Below are 19,057 nucleotides of genomic sequence, written 5' to 3' on the forward strand. Positions count from 1 at the left end.
AGCAGCCAGGATGCGTCCAGTTCGCCTCGACATCCACGGGTTCGCCTCGTTCCGCGAGCCCGCAGCGGTCGACTTCAACGACGTCGACTACTTCGCCCTCGTCGGACCGACCGGTGCGGGGAAGTCGACCATAATCGACGCGATCACCTTCGCGCTCTACGGGACCGCTCACCGTTGGGAGCGCGCCAACTCCATCGCCTACGCGCTCGCTCCGACGACGAACCGGTGCACCGTCTCCCTCATCTTCGACGTCTCCGGGCAGCGGTACCAGGTCGCGCGCGAGGTCCGCCGCGTCGGGCAGCAGATCCAGCAGAAGGCCGCACGCCTGGAGCGGTTCCTCGACCCGACCGCCTGCCCGGCCCCCGGAGACGACCCCGTCGAGACCGAGGTGCTGGTCTCCGAGGTACGAGACCTCACGCCGGCGATGTGCGACCTGCTCGGCATGGAGTTCGACGACTTCTGCCAGTGCGTCGTCCTCCCCCAGGGCGAGTTCGCCCGCTTCCTCAAGGCGACCCCGCGGGAGCGGCAGACGATTTTGCTCAAGCTGCTCGGATCCGGCCACTACGAGCAGATCGGCAAGGTCGCCGGCGCCCGGGCGAAGGAGGCGGAGAAGGAGGTCGAGATGTACGCCGACCAGCTGCGCGGCCTCGCCGAGGCCAGACCGGAGGCGCTGCAGGCGGCGACCGCCCGCCGCGACGTCCTCGCCGAGCTCAACGCGCAGATCTCCGACGTGGTCGCTCCGGTCCTCGCCGCCCGCACCGCTGAGGAGACGCACGCCAAGGCCGCAGCGGAGGCGAACGCAGCCGTCGCCGCCCTGCGGAAGGTGAAGGCTCCCGACGGGCTGGTCGACCGGCACGCGAACCTCTCGGCCGCGAAGTCCGCGCACAGCGACGCCGCGAGCAAGGCTGCCGCTGCCGCCGCTGCGCTCACCGCTGCGACGAAAGCCGCCGAGTCCGGGCCGCAGAAGATTTCCCTGGACGCTGCCGAGGCGCTCTACTCCGAAGCGGACCAGGTCCGCTCCTCGCTGGAGAAGGCGACCCGGGCCGCGGAGGAGACCAGTGCCGCAGCGTCCCGCGCCACTGAGGCGTCCGACGTCGCCCGGCAGGTTCTCCGCGACGCCCAGACCGCGGACCAGCAGGCTCGCGCCGAGCACGAGTCCGCGGCAGCCAAGGTGAAGACTCTCACCGACCAGGTCCAGCGCCTGGCGACCATCACCGCGCCGACCGACCTCGCCGCCCTCGCCGCAGGCGCCCGGGACACCGCGGAAGAGCTCGCTGCAGCCGACTCCGCCCTCGCGGACGCCAAGGACGCAGCAGCGAAGACCGCGGCCGCATGTCAGGGCCTGCCCGACCCGCGCACGTTGCAGTCCCTGGACTCCGAACGCACCGCCCTCGCCGCGAGTGTCGCCGGCTGGGACGAGGACGCCGCGAACGGCGCCAAGCTGACGGCCGCCGCCGAGGCCGCCGCGGCGCGACTGGCCGAGGCCTCTGTGCAGCTCGACGCCGCGTGGGCCGCTCTCGAGGAAGCCCGCACCCGCGACGCAGCCGCCGCGCTGCGTCCCTCGCTGCAGGTCGGCCACGAGTGCCCCGTGTGCACCCAGACCGTCACCACGCTCCCCGAGGTGGCGACCGATGGTCCGACCGTGGAGACGCTCACCGCGGCGTGGCGCACGGTGCAGGCCGCCCAACAGCAGGCCGAGGAGCAGCACCGGGCCGCGGTCCGGACCGCGGAGACGTTTACGGTGCAGCGGGAGGCGAAGGCCCGGGAGATCCGGTCTGCCGCTGACCGTCTCACCGCCGCGGTCTCCTCCCTCGCCGCAGACGCCGGTCTGGAGGAGCTGCCGGCGGCGCCGATCGGTGAGGAGGTCACCGGTTCAGCGGTCGAGGCGCTGGTGGCAGCGGTCGCCTCGACCCTGACCGCTGCCGAGGCCCGGTGCCGTGAGGCGTTCACGAGCCGCGACGAAGCTGCCGCTGCTCTCGCCGCTGCCGAGAAGCAGGTCGCCGCGACCCGCGTCGCCGCCGAGCAGGCGCAGCGGCAGATCGACGGCCACCGCGCCGCACTGGTCCGGGCCCACACCGGCGTCGAGTCCGACGGCGCTCCGGCCGTGGACACCTCCACCCTCGAAGGGACCGTCGCCGGGTGGGCGTCCCTGACCGCGTGGGCCGCTGGGACCGCCGAGCAGATCCGGGACGAGCAGCTGCCGGCCGCAACGACCGCAGCCGAGCAGGCCCAGGCGCGGGCACAGGAGGCGGCCGAGAATCTGTTCGGCGCCGAGACCGCAGCGACCGAAGCGGCGTCAGCGGCTTCCCAGGCCGCGGCAGCGGCCGCCGCGGCAGCAGCGACGCTCGAGCAGCTCACCAGCCGCGACACGGAACTGACCGGACGTCTCGCGTCGGTGCCCGCACGGGCCGACCTGCCTGCGCTCCTCGCCGAGGCCGAGACGCTCTCCCGGGCACGTGCCGACGCGGCCGCTGCCGCAGAGCAGGCCCAGCAGGTCGCGAAGAGCGCGGAGGAGGCGTTGCAGGCTGCGCAAGCAGCGGTCACCGCCGACCGGGACGCTCTCGGCGCGATCCGCGACACGGTGGCGGCATGGAGCCCTCCGACGTTCAACGCGACGCGGCTGGGAGAGGACCTGGCCGGATGCTTCGACGAGCTCGTCACCTGGGCCGAGTCCCGCGCCGCCGAGCAGGAGGCCGCCGCAGCTTCGGCCACCGACGCCCAGGCGCAGGCTGCTTCGGACGCGGCCAAGCTCGTGGACGCGCTCACCGGGCAACTGGCCGAGCACAATCTGTCGATCGCCGGCGTCCAGGAAGACCCGCGGACGGCGGAGCGTCTGGTCGCCGTCGCCCACACCCAGGCTGCCGCGGCCGCCGAACGGCTTTCTGACGCCCTGGCCCGCAAGGACGAGGTGCTGTCCAAGAGCGAGGAAGCTCGGGAGCGGGCGATCGTCGCCGGAGAGCTGCGCACGCTGTTGCGCTCGGACAAGTTCCAGCAGTGGCTTGCGACCGCCGCCCTCGACACGCTTGTCGAGGGCGCCTCGACCAGCCTGTTTGAGCTGTCTGACGACCAGTTCACCCTAACGCACGAGAAGGGCGAGTTCTTCGTCATCGACCACTTCGACGCCGACTCGCTCCGCTCGGTGAGGACGTTGTCGGGCGGTGAGACGTTCCAAGCGTCCCTCGCGCTGGCCCTGGCGTTGTCGAAGCAGTTGGCGGCGCTGGCGGTCGGCGGGAACGCCCGGCTGGATTCGATCTTCCTCGACGAGGGCTTCGGCACTCTCGACCCTGACGCGTTGGAGACGGTCGCCGCGACGCTGGAGAACCTCGCTCAGGGTGAGCGGATGGTCGGCGTCGTCACCCACGTCGCGGCTCTCGCCGAGCGGACCCCGGTTCGGTTCCTGGTGAGCCACGACAACCGCACCTCGCGCGTGGAGAGGGATGCCGGATGACCACCGCCACGACGAGCGGCTCGGGAGGTCGGATGAGGTTCCACATCGACGGCTGGGACCCCGCGTACGGGTCCGCGATGGAGGACACCGGCGAGGCGACCGCCGTCGCGGAGTCGACCGCCCGCATCGACGCGACCGTGGAGACCCCTCCGGAGCGGTGGGCGCCGGTGGCCGCCGGTCCGGAGTCCAAGGAGCCTGGCGCTGTTGTGTTTGTCGACGGGGTGCGGCGCATCGAGGCTCGTGTGTGGATCCCGGACGCCGATGGCACCGAGGCGTCGATGGGTGTCGCCGCCTCCTACGCCTCCGGTGCGGTGTGCTGCTGCCCGGATGGTGGCGCGCACATGCTGGTCTCCGAGCAGCGGCGTGGCCTGTTCACCACCGACGCGCACACCACCGATGTGGCCACCAGGGCCGGCGAGTTCCGCGCCCACCATGTCCCGGCTGATGAGGCGGAGTCGCCGGCGGTCACGCTGTCGGCGGCGTTGCAGCGCGAGCTCCTCGCTCTGGAGCTGGTCACCGCGGCGAACGCGAGGGCGGCGGTCAGCAGGCACTGCGCGGAACCGGACACCGACCTGCTCGTCATTGACGGTCCGCTGCGCTCTCGTGATCACCTTCCGCGGGCACTGGGCTTCATCAAGACCCACCGGGCGATCTACTTGCCACCGGAGCTGAACGCGGTCGTGGGCCGGCTCGGGCCTGGGGAGCGGACCCCGGTGTTCCTGATGGGCACCAGCTGGGACCGGTACGCCTGGTACCTGCGGCTCCCGTGCCGGCCGGGTTCCCCATGGGTGGGGGTCGTACGCGTGGAGTGTGCGGCCAGTCTCACGGCGAAAGAGGCCGTCGAGCTCGCGAGCCTTTCCCAGCTTCTCCTGCCTCGGTACGCGTCCGTGGAGTACAAAGACCAGCGGGCCCCGCAGAACCTGGTCCCGATCGCAGGCCTCGAGCGTCAGCTGCGGCGCCGTCTCGGCGACCAGAAGATGGTGTACCGGGCTCTGCAGCTTGCGGCCGCAACCTCATAAGCCGATCCAAACGCGCGGCATCCGCAAGTGTCACCCGTCGATCTCTCGATTCCTGGGAGATCCGTCGGAGGCCGACGGTACCTTCGCTTGGTGCCAATGAGCCTGACCGAATGGGTGGACGCCCAGCTCCAGAACTCCGACCTGCCCGACGAAGTCGCACTGCTCGTTCTAGCCGCACTCGAAGGGGATGACCAGCTCGATGCCTACCTGGACGACGGCATCGCGATTGCTCGCCCTGAGCCCTCCGAGGCCTCGGACAAGGTCGAGGCGAACGGGGTTGTCCTGACCTCGATCAAGGTTGAAGGCTTCCGAGGAATCGGCGCCGCGTGCGAGCTTCCGATCGCTCCGAAGCCCGGGCTCACCATCGTCGCTGGGCGGAACGGCTCCGGAAAATCCAGCTTCTCCGAGGCCCTTGAACTCGTCCTCACTGGCGGCACCTATCGCTGGGCGAACAAGAGCGCAGAGTGGCGCGAGCAGTGGCGCAACCTCCATCACCCCTCTGCGGCCGTCTCTGTGGGGCTCGTCGAAGAGGGTGTTGGCCCGATCACCGTGACATCCACGTGGGCCGACGACGAGAGATCCGTCGAGTCACGCACAGTGAGGGCGCAAGTAGCGGGTCAGCCTCAAATTGACAGCATCGAGCACTTGGGCTGGAAGCGGGCGCTGGAGCAGTTCAGGCCGATCCTGTCCTACGACGAACTGGGCGGAATGCTTGAAGGCAAGCAATCCGAGCTCTACGACGCACTCGCGAGCATTCTCGGGGTCGAACAGCTCGGCGACGCGGTCAAGCGACTTAAGGCCCGATCCGACGTCCGCAAGGGACCAGGCGCCGCCGCGACAGCCCGGCGCAAGGACCTACAGGGACAAGCAGCGGCCTCCACGGACGAACGCGCCGTTGAGGCGGCGAGCTTGCTAAGAAAGACAGACCCCGACACTGCCAAACTTCGAGCTCTCGCGACTGGCGGGGAGCAGGTCGACCGCGGACCACTCCCCGCACTGCGGGCACTGTCCACGCTCTCGACCCCCGACGAAACCGCCGTCGCGGCCGCCGTCACGCGCCTTCGAACTGCGAAGAATGAACTCGCTGACGCTGGAGCGCAGGTGTCCCAGCGGAATCGGGACCGGTTGAAGCTGCTTGAGCAAGGCCTCCTACTGCACGCCAGCCATGGTGATCAGACGTGTCCGGTGTGCCGTGCAGGCAACCTCGACGCGGCCTGGGCGGAGACGAGCAAGACCCTCGTCATGCACGAGAAGAAGCAGTTCGCCGAGGTCGAAGCAGCCCATCAGACCTTCGACCTGGCGATCGAGGCCGTTCGCAAGGTGCTGCAGCCGCCGCCGGCGCTACTGACGAAAGCGCCGATGCCGTCCTTGCAGGTCGTCGTCGATGAAGCACGACAAGCCTGGATTGCATGGGCCAGCATCGACGTCAAGAAGGACGCGGGCGGCGCTGACGTGCTGGCGGCCCATGTCGAGACGCAACTTCCCGCCCTTGCCGCCGCTGTCAGTTGCCTCAGGGAGGCGGCGGCATCCGAGGTCTCAGCCTTGGACGATGAGTGGCAGCCTTTGGCTAGCGCTATCGCCGGCTGGTGTGACGACTGGGAGGCGTGGAAGAAGGTCGAGCCGAGCGTCAGGCAGCTCCTCGATGCCGAGAGGTGGCTGAAGGACAACGACCTTCGCCTAAAGAATGAGCGCCTCGAGCCGATTCAGGCCCAGGCGAGGCATGCGTGGCAGAAGCTCAAGCAGGAGAGCAACGTTGAACTCGGAGCTCTTGAGCTGACAGGAACCAACACTCGCCGACGTGTCCGCATCAGCGGAGCGATCGACGGCGAGGCAGTGGATTCGTTCGCCGTTTTCAGCCAAGGCGAGCTGCACGCTCTGACGCTCTCGCTGTTCCTACCCCGAGCGACGCTGGCGCAGTCGCCGTTCCGGTTTGTCGTGCTCGACGACCCCGTACAGGCCATGGACCCGGCGAAGGTTGACGGACTCGTAGACCTCCTTGGTGAACTTGCGCAGACCAGACAGGTCATCGTCTTCTCTCACGACGATCGACTTCCGGCCGCACTGCGTCGCTCACCCCACGACGCCACAATCTTGGAAGTCAACCGAGGCGCGAATTCGGCCGTCAGCATGACCGCATCCCAAGACCCAACGGTGCGCTACCTCAAGGACGCACATGGCCTTATCAAGGAATGGCAGCACGAGCGACTGACCGAGGATGATCTCCGCAAGACGTTGCCCGGCCTCTACCGCTTCGCCATCGAGTCCGCAGCGAAGGATCGCTACTTCGCGACCCGCCTCGCCACCGGAGCAAGCATTCACGATCTGGAATCGACCTGGTCAGGCACTCACAACACGCGCAAGCGGGTTCTCCTCGCGATCTTCGGGCAAGAGCCTCCAGAGCACCTTGCCCAACGCTGGATCTCTGGGCCCTACCGCCCCGGGGCCCTCGGTATCGCCAGCAACGGCTTCCATCGGGGGTTGGCGACAGACCCCGAGGATGCTCACTACAAGACGAAGAAGCTTGTCGAAGACATCAGAGCGGGCGTCAAATGAACACCCTGGTCGAGAAGGCCCGCCAGCAGATTGAAGCGCAGGATCCTTACTCCCTGCGTCGAGCGTGCTGGCTCGCCCGAACAGCACTTGAGGGCGTCATCACAGAGCTCCTGAAGATCAAGGGCGTCGCGGCCGATCGAGCATCTGAACGCGCGAAGCTCTCCTGCTTGGAGGGCATCTACGTCGACGATCGCGCCTTGGCGCACCGAGCGGAGTACGCCTGGAGTCGCCTCAGCGAGGCCTGCCATCAGCACGCGTACGAACTCGCACCGACGTACCCGGAGGTCCAACACCTGATCGGTCTGGTGGCGGAACTGGCGAACATGTCAGAGAACAATCACGAGAAGGCGTCCTGAGCATGGAGACCATAGAGGCCGAGGTTCGAGAGTTCGCGACCCAGACCAACGTCTTCGTTTGGGAAGGGATCCCTTGGGGCGGAGCCACGACGTTGAACCCGGAGTCGCAGAGTCTCGCGGACTTCTTGGCGATTGCTCGAGCGGTTGGCGCCCCGATCTTGTACCTCGATCCGGACGGCTCTGCGGCGGCCTTCGCGGCCAACGGTGTTGTCCACCTGTTCGCTACGCCGGCCGAAAGGGTCCGCCTTACTGGCGGCGATGCAGCGGATGACGAAGACCTGCTCCTCGATGGGGACGAGGACCAACGCTCCGGGAGTATCGCAATCCGGATGGGCGGCTCGCACGACTACGACGATCCCTACTACGACTGGCAGAGCGGCAAGAAGGTCTCTGGCCGAGTCCGCGAGGCAGTTGATGCATTGGTCGCCGACGACCGCTTCAACGGCTACCGCAGTGGCCATGTTGTCGCGGAGTACGTCACCGAACTCGACGCGGAGGACGCTGACGCAGTCGAACGGGTCGCCAGGCGAGTCTTCGACGAGACAGTCGGAAAGCAACTCGACCACCGAGCTACCCAGCTCGTTCAGACGCTGGTCAAGGATCCGTCGTACGACCCGTTGGCTTGGGGGCCGGAGAACCGCGCGTTCATTGAGGCGCATGTCGAGGATGAAGACCCCCGGCTTCTCGAGCGCCTTGAGCGCGCGCTCTCTACCTATGCCTATGAGTCCGGTGCGCGCACCAAAGCTGAACGCGAGCTCGCCAAGCGCGCGGAGGCCATCCTTCTTGCACTCTCACCGGCGGAGCGCGACCGGCTCGGCTTCGCCTCGAGAAATGCGGCAAAGCTTCACGTGCTCGCGCCGCATCTCGAAAGAGAGTCCAGCAGCAAAGCCGAGCGTCTTGCCAAGGAGGTAGCTCGCCTTGAGCAGGAACGTTTCGGTCTGCCCCGCGAGGAGCGTTACGCCACAGCAGCGCGGCGCCTACAGGCGAGCGGGATGACGCGCGCGGAGGTTTCACGCCGCTTGGGCATCTCGAACTCAATCGTGGAGCGGATAGTCGCAACGCATAGGCGCGACGTCGAACTCACCAGTGATGACCCGATCCGCGTCGACCTCGCCCAGGAGTTCTTCTAGTTGTACTGACCGGGCACGTTGGTCGAGGGAGTGCGACACGCTGATCTGAGGATGTGAGCGTGGGAGGGCCTCCCGGGGTGGAGTGGAGCTGTCGAAGAACCGCTCACCCGCCAGGAGGCCCTCGTGTCCCACGCTAACGCTGCTCTGACCCCTCGTGCCCGGCTGACCGTCGCTCGCCTGGTCGTGGACCAGCAGGTCCCGATCGCCGAAGTCGCGGCCCGGTTCCAGTGCGCGTGGCCGACGGTGAAGCGGTGGGCCGAGCGGTACCGGGCCGGGGAGAGCATGGCCGACCGGACGTCACGGCCGCGGACCAGCCCGACCAAGACGTGCCCGGCGACGACCAAGCGGATCGTGTCGCTGCGGCTGCGCAAGCGCCTGGGCCCGGTCCAGCTCGCCGCGATGACCGGGGTCGCGCCCTCGACCGCGCACCAGGTCCTGGTCCGGTGCCGGCTGAACCGGCTGACGCACGTGGACCGGGCGACCGGGGAGCCGGTGCGCCGCTACGAGCACCCCCACCCCGGATCGATGATCCACGTCGACGTGACCAAGTTCGGCAACATCCCCGACGGCGGCGGGTGGCGGTACGTCGGACGGGCTCAGGGCACCCGCAACCGGGCGGCGACCCCGGACAAACCGGCTCTTCGCCGTTGAGTGTGGTCGGGGTGCGACGCGCGGGGGGTGGGGGCTGAGGGCTGAGACGGGTCGAGGTCCCCGAGGATCAGAGGACTTCTACCTCTTCTGACCCCGAGGCCCTCGACGATGGGTGAGCCTACGTCGTGCTGCCGCCCTGTCGGCGGCTACTGCGACCGTTGCGATCTGCTGGTCGGCCTTCCTGGGCTGCGCGTGGTGGGTGTCGAGCGCGACGATGGTGGCGCCCTGACGGTCACGGTGGAGTCCGCGCCGGCCGTGATGGGCTGCTCGGCGTGCGGCGTCGTGGCGCGTGGCCACGGCCGGCTCGAAGTGCACTTGATCGACGCGCCTGCGATGGGCCGGCCGGTACGGATCTGCTGGCGCAAGCGGCGCCGGATCTGCTCCGAGCCCGCGTGCCCGGTAACGACGTTCGTCGAGCAGGACGAGCGGGTCGCGGCCGCGGGCCAAGCTCACCGCCCGGGCCTGCCGGTGGGCGATCGAGCAGCTGCGCCGCGAGCACGCCTCGGTCAACGGCATCCGTCGCCAGCTCGGCACCGGCTAGCGGACGGTGTGGGAGTCGATCCGACCGGTGCTGGCCGCTGCCGACGCCGACCCGGCCCGGTTCGCCGGCGTGCACATGCTCGGCGTGGACGAGCACGTGTGGCACCACGTCTCAACCAAGCCGGTCGCCGACGGCGGGCGCGGCCCGAAGGAGCTCACCGGGATGGTGGACCTGACCCGTGACCAGCACGGACGCGTGCACGCCAGGCTGCTGGACCTGGTGCCCGGCCGCTCCGGGCAGGCCTACCGGGGCTGGCTGATCGAGCGAGGCGAGGACTTCCGTGCGGGCGTGAAGATCGCCACCCTCGACCCGTTCCACGGCTACAAGAACGCGATCGACGACCAGCTGCAGGACGCAGTCGCCGTGCTCGACGCGTTCCACGTCGTCAAGCTCGCCGGCGCGGTCGTCGACGACGTCCGCCGCCGGGTTCAGCAGGAGACCACCGGCCACCGCGGCCGCCGCGACGACCCGCTCTACCGGATCCGAAACATCCTGCGCGCCGGCGCCGAGCACCTGACCGACCGACAGCGGGCCCGGCTGCGCGCGGCGTTCACCGCCCGCCCCGAGCACGTCGAGGTCGAAGTCGCCTACCGCTGCGCCCAGCAGGTCCGAGCTTGCTTCCACCAGGACACTCACGCCGCCGGCCGCCGACTCGCCGAACAGGTCCTCACCAGCCTGCCGACCTGCCCGATCCCCGAAGTCGCGCGCCTTGGTCGCACGCTGAAGCAGTGGCGCGAGCCGTTCCTCAGCTACTTCGACACAGGTGGCGCGAGCAACGGCGGCACCGAAGCCGTGAACGGGCTCATCGAGCTCCACCGCCGCATCGCCCGCGGCTTCCGCAACCTCAGCAACTACCGACTGCGCATGCTCCTCATCGCAGGTGGCCTGACTCCGTGACCACACTCAACGGCGAAGAGCCGTGATGAGCTCGGTCAGGGCTGCCGGGACGCCGGCGCTGAGCGCGCAGATGAGGCTGCTCATCGCGCGATGGCGCTGCGCGCGGTCGGGGTCGCGGTAGGCGGCGATCATGCGCTGGTAGACGCCCCAGGTGGCCTCGACCTGCACGTGGTCCTCGACCCCGAACAGCGCGGTGAGCCGCTGTGCCTGGCGGTCGGTGAGCAGGTCCGCGCCGGTGTGCAGGGTGCGGCGGGCTCGGTAGAACGGGTCACCGGCGCGACCGCGGTGCCCGTGCAGGTCCTGCTGGACCCGGCGGCGGCACCGGTCCAACGCATCGCCGGCGAGGCGGGCGACGTGGAAGGGGTCCATGACCGCGACCGCGTCGGGCAGCTCCTCGGTGGTGGCGGTCTTGAAGCCGGTGAACCCGTCCATCGCCACGACCGCCAACCCGTCTCGCCAGGCTTGCGGGCGACCAGCGAGCCAGGTCTTGAACGCCTGCTTGGAGCGGCCCTCGACCATCGCCAGCAGCCGTGAGGGGCCTGTCTTGTCGCGCACCGGGGTGAGGTCGATGACGACGGTGACGAACTTGTCGCCGCGGCGGGTGTGCCGCCACACGTGCTCATCGACCCCGATGACCTGCACCCCGTCGAAGCGGGCCGGGTCATCGAGCAGCACCCGACTGCCCTCGGCGAGCACCGCGGTGTTCGCGGTGTCCCAGGACACCGCGAGGGCCTCGGCGAGGCGGGCGACGGTCAGGTGCTGGCAGACCAGCCCAACCAGTGCGCACCGCACCGCCGTGCGGGTCAGCTTCGCCCGCGGTTCGGCGGCGCGGCTGGTGTCCTGGCGCCACACGTGACTGCAGCCGGTGCACTTGTAGCGGCGGATCGTGACCAGCAGCGTCGTCGGACGCCACCCCAGCGGCTTGTGCGCCAACTGCCTGGTGACGGTGTCCCGGGCTCTGCCCTCGCAGCCGCAGCGCCGGCACCAGCGATCCGCGTCGTCGACCGCGTGGTCGGCGACCCGACAGGCCAGCACCGCCCGGTCCCGCTCCAGCCGCTGACCGACCACGACGAGACCGAGCTCGTCCAGGCCGCAGAACGTCGTCACATCAGGGGTCGCGAAGGTAGCGTCAAGCACGTCGAGGTCTTCCGGATGGGCAGCGTAGGAACTCCCATCCTCGGGAGACCTCGACCTCTACCCAGGCACCGACGCGCCGACCCCTCCGACACCGCCCACTACACCCTCAACTGGGAAGAGCCACGAAACCCGGGGCGATTCACTCCGCGCTACTGCGTCGGCGGAAGGTCGCCCAACCGCCCAACGACCTCGACGCGGTGTTCATCACCCGTAACGGCACCTGGCACTACCCGACAAACGTGCAGGGCCGGCTGTGGCACATCCGCCACCTTGCCGACTACGCCGACATCGCGGCGCTCCAGGATGTCTCGCCCCACTCGTTCAGGAGGACCGTCGCGACCGAGATCGACGAGGTCTACGACGCCGAAGCTGCCATGCACCACCTCGGGCACACGTCCAAGACCGTCACCGAGCGGCACTACATCAACCGCAAATTGGTCGTTCCCGATTACCGGGCAGCCACGGAGCGCCTCGCGCCGGGGGACGGGCCGACCGACGGACCGTCTCTCGACCGCTGAGGGCCGGAGAGACGCATCCGGGGCCCAGAGCCCGTGGAAACGCTTCGAGAACGTCTACGGGCCCTCCAGCGCTCCTCAGCCCTTCGCTGCGGTCCGTCGCGGACGGCACCACACAGCTCAGAAGTTGTGCCGTGACATCAAAGTGAGCCCAAAGTGAGCCTTAAGACCGGATTTCAGAGGTCCGCGCCAAGGGCCCCGAACGCATCACCGCAGGTCAGAGCCGCTTTTCGTCAGTAGCGCGACGCATTCGACATGATGCGTCATCGGGAAGAGGTCGAACGCCCGCAGACCGCTCAGCACGTACCCCTCCTCGGCCAGGTAGGCCACGTCCCGCGCCAGCGCCGCCGGGTCGCAGGCGACGTACACCACCGCCCGCGGACGGCGACCCGCGACGGCGGCGACCACCCGGCGGCCCGCCCCGACCCGCGGCGGGTCGAGCACGACCGCGTCGAACGCCCCGCCGAGCGGGCCGGCGTGCGGGTCACCGCCCCCTCCCCCGGACGGCGACCCGAGCACGCGCCGCACGTCCCCCTCGACCAGCTCGACGTGCGGACGGTCGTGCAGCGAGCGACGGGCGTCCCGCACCGCCGTGGCGTCGCCCTCGACGGCGACCACCCGACCGGCGGGCCCCACCAGGTCGGCCAGCGGCTGGGTGAGCAACCCGGCCCCGGCGTACAGGTCCAGGACCGCGGCGCCAGCCAGGTCGTGACCCGCGAGGGCGTCGAGCACCGCCTCCGCCAGCACCTGCGGCGCGGCCCGGTGCACCTGCCAGAACCCCGCGGCCGACACCCGGTAGCCGTACCCGGCGCCACGGACCTCCACGTGCTCGCGCACCGACGTCCGGGCGTTCGGACGGCCGTCCGGCCGGCCCTGCACCCACGGGACGCCGTCGACCAGCACCACCGGCCGGTCCCCGCCGGCCGGGGCGACCACCTCGATCCGCGACCGGGCCGGCCACCGCCGCGAGAACAGGTCGAGACCGGCGACCCGCTCGGTCGCCAACGGCATCGACGTCAGCGGCAGCACCTCGTGCGAGCGGTGCCGGTGCATGCCCGCCCGCCCTTCGGCGTCCGCGACGAGCTCGATCCGGGTCCGCCACGCCAACCCGCCGCGGGCGTCGTCACCGGGGGCCGCCTCGACCAGCACGTCGAGGTCGAGCCCCGCGAGTCGGCGCAGCTGCTCGCGGACGACGTCCGCCTTCCACCGCCGCTGGGCCGGCAGGGCGACGTGCGCGAGCTCGCCGCCCCCGACACCACCCGGGCCCGCCTGCGGCCACGCCGAGGGCACCCGGTCCGGCGACGCGGTGAGCACGTCGACGGCGTCCGCGCGCCAGAAGCGGTCGTCGTCCCCGGCCTCCGTCAGGCGGGCGACGACCCGCTCCCCCGGCAGCGCGTGCCGGACGAACACCACCCGTCCCTCGTGCCGGGCCACGCAGTGCCCGCCGTGGGCCACCGGGCCGACGTCCAGCTCGACCTCGCGGCCGACGTGACGCCCGACGGGCCGCTGCGCGCGCCGCGGTCCCGTCCCTCGGCCGGGTCGCGGCCGCGACCGCCTCCCGCGCTCGTCCCGCTCGTTCCTCACGCGCCCGTCCTCCTGCTGCCGGGGTCGCCCGTCGTCCCGCCGGACCGGTCGTCCGGCTCGTCGTGGTCGGGCGCGGCGTGGCGGACCATCCCCTCGTCCGCGTGCCAGCGCTCCTCCATCCCCTCGGAGGAGCGCAGCTGCCAGGGCACGCTGGCGACCACGACCCCCGGGGTGAAGTGCAGGCGGGACTTCAGCCGCAGGGCGCTCTGGTTGTGCAGCAGCTGCTCCCACCAGTGACCGACGACGTACTCGGGGACGTACACGACCACCAGGTCGCGCGGGCTCTCCCGCCGGATGCTGCGGACGTAGTCCACGACCGGCCGGGTGATCTCCCGGTACGGGGAGTCCAGCGCCTTGAGCGGCACGGGCAGCTGCGCCTGCGACCAGGCGCGCTGGAGCGCCACGGTCTCCTCGGGGTCCACCGAGACCGTGACGGCCTCGAGGACCGACGGGCGGCTCGCCCGCGCGTAGGCCACCGCGCGCAGCGTGGGCAGGTGCACCTTGGACACGAGCACCAGGGCGTGCACCCGCGAGGGCAGCACCCGCACGCGCGGCGACGTCCGCTCGACCTCGAGCTCGGCCGCGACCCGGCGGTAGTGCGTGCTGATCCCCGTCATCAGCGCGTACAGCAGGCCCATCGCCACCAGCGTGATCCACGCCCCGTGGGTGAACTTCGTGACCAGGACGACGACCAGCACCGTCGCGGTCAGGCCCAGGCCCACCGCGTTGATGACCCGCGAGCGCAGCATCCGGTGCCGCAGCCGCGGGTCGGTGGCCGTGCGCAGCAGCCGCGTCCAGTGCCGCACCATCCCCGCCTGGCTGACGGTGAACGCGACGAACACGCCGACGATGTACAGCTGGATCAGCCGCGTCACCTGGGCGTCGAAGACGACGATGAGCAGCACGGCCCCGCCGGCGAGCATGAGGATGCCGTTGCTGAACGCCAGCCGGTCGCCGCGGGTGTGCAGCTGCTTGGGCAGGTACCCGTCGCGCGCCAGGACCGACCCCAGCACCGGGAAGCCGTTGAAGGCGGTGTTCGCCGCGAGGACGAGGATCGCGCCGGTCGCCGCGGTGACCACGAGGAACGCCAGCGGGACGCCGCCGAAGACCCCCTCGGCGAGCTGGCCGATGATGGGCAGCTGGTGGTACTCCGTGCCGTCGGGGAACACCACGGACCCGCCGGGGCCCGGCCGGCCCTGCTGGCCGTCGAGCAGCAGCTCGTCCCACGGCCGGGTCTCGTCGACGTAGACCACGCCCATCCGCCGGGCGAGCACGATGACGGCCATCAGCATCGTCACCGACAGCACGCCCAGCATGGCCAGCGTGGCCGCCGCGTTGCGGCTCTTGGGGGCCTTGAACGCCGGCACGCCGTTGCTCACCGCCTCCACCCCGGTCAGGGCCGCGCACCCGGCCGAGAACGCCCGCATCAGCAGCAGCGCGCCCGCGAGCGTGGCCAGGCCGTCGGAGTACTCGGGCTGGACGACGGTGCTGAACCGGGCGCTGTCGGCCTGCGGCAGGTCGCCGAGCAGCCACCGCACGACCCCGACCAGCGACATCCCCAGCACCGAGACCATGAACAGGTAGGTGGGGACCGCGAACAGCGTCCCGGACTCGCGCACCCCCCGCAGGTTCGCCGTCATCAGCAGCAGCACCGTGACCACCGCGACGGTGGTCTCGTGGCCGCGCAGCGACGGCACCGCCGACGCCGCGTACTGCGACGCCGAGGACACCGACACCGCGACCGTCAGCACGTAGTCCACGAGCAGGGCGCTCGCGACCGTGCGACCCCAGCGCGGCCCGAGGTTCGTGGTGGCCACCTCGTAGTCCCCGCCGCCCGAGGGGTAGGCGCGCACGTTCTGCCGGTACGAGGCGACGACGACGAGCATCACCACGGCCACCGCCAGGCCGACCTGCCAGGTCAGCGCGTACGCCGTCAGCCCGGCCAGCGCCAGGGTCAGGAAGATCTCGTTCGGCGCGTACGCCACCGACGACAGGGCGTCGGAGGCGAAGACGGGGAGGGCGACCCGCTTGGGCAGCAGCGTCTGCTGCAACCGCTCGCTGCGGAACGGTCGCCCCACGAGGACGCGCTTGAGGGCGCCCGTGAAGGTCAGCACGAGCGACCATGCTAGGCACGAGGCGGCACGTCCCGGGGACGTGTAGCGTTCCGGCGTCTGCGGACGGGGGTCGGCGCCGCCACACGGCACCCTGCGGCCCCGGGTCGACGGCCGCCGTGCCGACGGGAGGACGGGCGCACGTGCACTTCGTGATCATGGGTTGCGGGCGGGTGGGGTCGACGCTGGCCCACAGCCTGCAGGAGCACGGCCACACGGTCGCCGTGATCGACCAGAACCCCGACGCCTTCAGGCGGCTCGGCACCACGTTCGAGGGCTCGACCGTCGAGGGGATCGGCTTCGACCGGGACACGCTGCGCGAGGCCGGCGTCGAGGACGCCTACGCCTTCGCGGCCGTCTCCAGCGGTGACAACTCCAACATCCTCGCCGCGCGCGTCGCCCGGGAGACCTTCGGCGTGCAGAACGTGGTCGCGCGGATCTACGACCCCGGGCGCGCGGAGGTCTACCAGCGCCTCGGCATCCCGACGGTCGCCACCGTGCGGTGGACCTCGGACCAGATGCTGCGCCGCCTGCTGCCGCACGGCGCCGCCCCGGAGTACACCGACAGCAGCGGTCGGCTGAGGCTGGCCGAGCTGGGGCTGCACCCCGGGTGGCTGGGCCGGTCCGTCGCCGAGCTGGAGCGGGCGAGCGGGGCGCGGGTGGCTTACCTGACCCGTTTCGGCGACGGCACGATCCCGGCCGCCGACACCGTCGTGCAGGAGGGGGACCTCGTCCACGTCATGATGCGGACCGAGGACGAGCCCGTCGTCGAGCGGGTGCTGGCGTCGGCACCGGAGGTGGGTCGCGAGTGAGGGTCGTCATCGCCGGGGCGGGGTCCGTGGGGCGGTCCATCGCCCGCGAGCTGCTCGTCAACGGCCACGAGGTGCTGCTGGTGGACAAGGCGCCCGCGGCCATGAAGATGCAGTCGGTGCCGCAGGCGGAGTGGCTGCTGGCCGACTCCTGCGAGGTCGCGCGGCTGGCCGAGGCCGGGCTGGAGCACACCGACGTGGTCGTCGCCGCCACCGGCGACGACAAGGCCAACCTGGTCACGTCGCTGCTGGCGAAGACCGAGTTCGGGGTGCCCCGCACCGTGGCCCGTGTCAACAACCCCAAGAACGAGTGGATGTTCGACGAGGCGTGGGGAGTCGACGTGGCGGTCTCCACCCCGCGGCTGATGACCGCTCTGGTGGAGGAGGCCGTCACCGTCGGCGACCTGGTGCGGATCTTCACCTTCCAGCAGGGTCACGCGAACATGCTCGAGCTGACCCTGGCCCCCGACTCCCCGCTGGTGGGGACGACGGTCGGCGAGGTCCCCTGGCCGGCGGACACGGTCCTGGTCGCGATCATCCGGGAGGACCGGCCGATCGCCCCGACGTCCGACGACGCCCTCGAGGCGCGCGACGAGCTGCTCATCCTGTCGGTCAGCGAGCACGACGAGGAGCTGCGGCGCCTGCTCACCGGCCGCGGGTGACCTCGTCCCACGGCTCCTCCGGGCGGTCGTCGGGCCACGGCTCGTCCCGCCAGCGGTCGTCCGGTGACGTCCCGTCCCGCCACGCGGTGCCGTCGACGGTGCCGTCCTCCCAGGGCTCGACCGCGCCGTGCACGGCGGTGGCGTCCGCCGGGTACGGGTCCGCCTCGTACCCGTCTGGCTCGTACCCCTCGGCCGCGTACCCCTCGGGCTGGTACCCGTCCGCCTCGTACCCGTGCGCCTCGTACCCATCGACCGCGTACCCCTCGGGCTGGTACGCGTCGGCCTCGTACCCGTCCGCCGCGTACCCGTCGGCCCCGTACCCGTCGGGGTCCGCGTACGGGGCGCGGTCAGCGCCGTCCTCGCTCGGCGTCCCCGCGTCGTCGGCAGCGGGCGCGGCGACGGCGAGCGGCACCGCTCGCAGCACCCGCCACGACAGGAAGGCGGTGAGCGCGAAGAACGGCACGCCCATCGCCAGACGCGCCGCGCCCAGCGGACCGACGGCGTCGGCGAGGAACAGCGGCAGCTGCACGACGAGCCGGGTGACGAACATGCCGACCCACAGCCACGTGACGACGACGTAGGCCCGCAACCGTCGCTGGTCGTGCTTCCACGCCAGCCCCTCACCGAGCAGCGGACCGAGCAGCAGCCCGAAGACGGGCCACGGGCCCCTCGGTACACGCCACCGGTGCCGCCGGAGACGGACGGTGAAGGCCGGCGTCGGCAGCGTCGTCGCCGTGTAGACGACGGCGTAGCCGACGTTGATGAGCAGCCCGGGCAGGTAGAAGTCCCTCGCCTCGCCGGTGCGGGCCGCGACGAACGCGCACACGCCGACGCCCACGAGCCCGGACAGCGCGGACATGACGGTCCCGCCGGTCGCGACCCGCACGACCACGGCCACCACGGAGGCGGCGACCGCCGCGACCAGGGAGGCCCGCAGGTCCTGGGTGGCCGTGAACCACAGCACGAAGAGCAGACCGGGGAGCACCGCCTCGACGACGCCGCGGGGCCCGCCCACGGCGTCGCGGACGGAGAACTCCTCCGCGGTGGCGGCGGCGATCCCCGCCCTGGCCCGGCGGCCCAGGTTCCCCCGGTCGTCCCCCCGACCACGGCGCCGGCCGTCGTGGCGCCCGGCCGCCGCGTGGTCGCTCACGCCGTCACACCGAGCGGGAGCAGCTCGTACCTCGGGTTGTACATCACGGCGCGGCGCTCGTGCACGGCCACCATCCCGCTGACGCGCACGCGCCGGCCGGCCTGCACCCCGGCGATCTCGCGCCGCCCGAGCCAGATCACCGTCACGGTGCCCGAGCCGTCGAACAGCTCCGCCTCCAGCGCCGGGACACCGCCCCGGGGCCGCAGGGTGACCGAGCGCAGCGTGCCGACGAGCGTCGCCTGGCGCCGGCCGGTGAGGTCGCAGCAGGGCGTCCCACCCCACCGGGTGGACGCCTCCTGCTCCTCGGCGGCGTGCAGGTCGTCCTGCGCCGTGGTGAGCCGGCGCACGGCGTCCCGCCAGCGGCTGCGTCGGGCGGGCTGGTCACTGCGACCGGGCTCGACGAGCGGGTGAGCGGGCACGTCCATGCCTCCAGCGTAGGTCAGCGGCGTCGACGTCGACGGGCTACCCGGTCGCCCGGCCCCGGCCGGCGGTGG

Annotated in this window: 12 protein-coding genes and 3 pseudogenes; 10 read left to right on the plus strand and 5 right to left on the minus strand. The window is 71.1% G+C overall.

What is annotated here, in order from left to right; all coding sequences use genetic code 11:
- The first annotated feature begins 10 nt into the window (after positions 1 to 10).
- The 7 genes and pseudogenes from ACYVQV_RS05090 (at position 11) to ACYVQV_RS05120 (ending at position 10,595) form a co-directional block, all read left to right on the plus strand.
- Positions 11 to 3,448: an AAA family ATPase gene (locus tag ACYVQV_RS05090; protein ID WP_461022178.1), complete on the plus strand. Its 3,438-nt coding sequence runs from the start codon at positions 11 to 13 to the stop codon at positions 3,446 to 3,448.
- The gene (locus tag ACYVQV_RS05095) at positions 3,445 to 4,467 is read left to right on the plus strand and encodes a hypothetical protein (protein WP_461022179.1); all 1,023 of its coding nucleotides are present in this window, start codon (positions 3,445 to 3,447) and stop codon (positions 4,465 to 4,467) included. The genes ACYVQV_RS05090 and ACYVQV_RS05095 overlap by 4 nt, the downstream gene beginning before the upstream one ends.
- A gap of 96 nt (positions 4,468 to 4,563) precedes the next feature.
- A complete protein-coding gene (locus ACYVQV_RS05100) occupies positions 4,564 to 7,020 on the plus strand; it encodes an AAA family ATPase (RefSeq protein WP_461022180.1) in 2,457 nt (818 codons plus the stop codon).
- Entirely contained in the window at positions 7,017 to 7,376 is a 360-nt protein-coding gene (locus tag ACYVQV_RS05105; RefSeq protein WP_461022181.1) for a hypothetical protein, read from the plus strand. Before ACYVQV_RS05100 ends, ACYVQV_RS05105 begins: the two co-directional genes overlap by 4 nt.
- Before the next feature lie 2 nt (positions 7,377 to 7,378).
- A complete protein-coding gene (locus tag ACYVQV_RS05110) occupies positions 7,379 to 8,506 on the plus strand; it encodes a MalT transcriptional regulator family protein (RefSeq protein ID WP_461022182.1) in 1,128 nt (375 codons plus the stop codon).
- Between the two features lie 123 nt (positions 8,507 to 8,629).
- A pseudogene (locus tag ACYVQV_RS05115) lies at positions 8,630 to 9,142 on the plus strand (helix-turn-helix domain-containing protein); the annotation flags it as partial.
- 123 nt (positions 9,143 to 9,265) lie between these two features.
- Positions 9,266 to 10,595: pseudogene (locus ACYVQV_RS05120) on the plus strand (ISL3 family transposase).
- Positions 10,596 to 10,616: 21 nt separating this feature from the next.
- On the opposite strand, the pseudogene ACYVQV_RS05125 reads toward ACYVQV_RS05120, so the two are convergent.
- Positions 10,617 to 11,732: pseudogene (locus tag ACYVQV_RS05125) on the minus strand (ISL3 family transposase); the annotation flags it as partial.
- Between the two features lie 152 nt (positions 11,733 to 11,884).
- Here ACYVQV_RS05125 and ACYVQV_RS05130 point away from each other — a divergent pair.
- Positions 11,885 to 12,250, plus strand: a complete 366-nt coding sequence (locus ACYVQV_RS05130) for a tyrosine-type recombinase/integrase (RefSeq protein WP_461022235.1) — start codon at positions 11,885 to 11,887, stop codon at positions 12,248 to 12,250.
- 204 nt (positions 12,251 to 12,454) lie between these two features.
- Here ACYVQV_RS05130 and ACYVQV_RS05135 read toward each other — a convergent pair whose 3' ends face one another.
- Together ACYVQV_RS05135 and ACYVQV_RS05140 are read right to left on the minus strand one after the other, a co-directional pair.
- Positions 12,455 to 13,831 carry a class I SAM-dependent RNA methyltransferase gene (locus ACYVQV_RS05135; protein ID WP_461022183.1) on the minus strand — a complete coding sequence of 459 codons (1,377 nt, stop codon included), beginning with the start codon at positions 13,829 to 13,831 and terminating at the stop codon, positions 12,455 to 12,457.
- Positions 13,828 to 15,945, minus strand: a complete 2,118-nt coding sequence (locus ACYVQV_RS05140) for an APC family permease (RefSeq protein ID WP_461022184.1) — start codon at positions 15,943 to 15,945, stop codon at positions 13,828 to 13,830. Before ACYVQV_RS05140 ends, ACYVQV_RS05135 begins: the two co-directional genes overlap by 4 nt.
- A gap of 140 nt (positions 15,946 to 16,085) precedes the next feature.
- Between ACYVQV_RS05140 and ACYVQV_RS05145 the strand changes: the two genes are divergently transcribed.
- Positions 16,086 to 16,754, plus strand: coding sequence for a potassium channel family protein (locus ACYVQV_RS05145; RefSeq protein WP_461022185.1), 669 nt, complete (start codon positions 16,086 to 16,088; stop codon positions 16,752 to 16,754).
- A complete protein-coding gene (locus ACYVQV_RS05150; protein ID WP_461022186.1) occupies positions 16,751 to 17,413 on the plus strand; it encodes a potassium channel family protein in 663 nt (220 codons plus the stop codon). The genes ACYVQV_RS05145 and ACYVQV_RS05150 overlap by 4 nt, the downstream gene beginning before the upstream one ends.
- Here ACYVQV_RS05150 and ACYVQV_RS05155 read toward each other — a convergent pair.
- A complete protein-coding gene (locus tag ACYVQV_RS05155) occupies positions 17,397 to 18,563 on the minus strand; it encodes a DUF3159 domain-containing protein (RefSeq protein WP_461022187.1) in 1,167 nt (388 codons plus the stop codon). The genes ACYVQV_RS05150 and ACYVQV_RS05155 overlap by 17 nt on opposite strands.
- On the minus strand, positions 18,560 to 18,988 hold the full coding sequence (locus ACYVQV_RS05160) for an OB-fold nucleic acid binding domain-containing protein (protein WP_461022188.1): 429 nt from the start codon (positions 18,986 to 18,988) through the stop codon (positions 18,560 to 18,562). The genes ACYVQV_RS05155 and ACYVQV_RS05160 overlap by 4 nt, the downstream gene beginning before the upstream one ends.
- Positions 18,989 to 19,057: the final 69 nt, after the last annotated feature.

The sequence above is a fragment of the Thalassiella azotivora genome, assembly GCF_054781695.1.

Excerpts from the sequence above, each read along its gene's own strand:
- ACYVQV_RS05090 (WP_461022178.1), top strand. The coding sequence starts at position 11 with ATGCGTCCAGTTCGCCTCGACATCCACGGGTTCGCCTCGTTCCGCGAG.
- ACYVQV_RS05095 (WP_461022179.1), top strand. The coding sequence starts at position 3,445 with ATGACCACCGCCACGACGAGCGGCTCGGGAGGTCGGATGAGGTTCCAC.
- ACYVQV_RS05100 (WP_461022180.1), top strand. The coding sequence starts at position 4,564 with ATGAGCCTGACCGAATGGGTGGACGCCCAGCTCCAGAACTCCGACCTG.
- ACYVQV_RS05105 (WP_461022181.1), top strand. The coding sequence starts at position 7,017 with ATGAACACCCTGGTCGAGAAGGCCCGCCAGCAGATTGAAGCGCAGGAT.
- ACYVQV_RS05110 (WP_461022182.1), top strand. The coding sequence starts at position 7,379 with ATGGAGACCATAGAGGCCGAGGTTCGAGAGTTCGCGACCCAGACCAAC.
- ACYVQV_RS05160 (WP_461022188.1), bottom strand. The coding sequence starts at position 18,988 with ATGGACGTGCCCGCTCACCCGCTCGTCGAGCCCGGTCGCAGTGACCAG.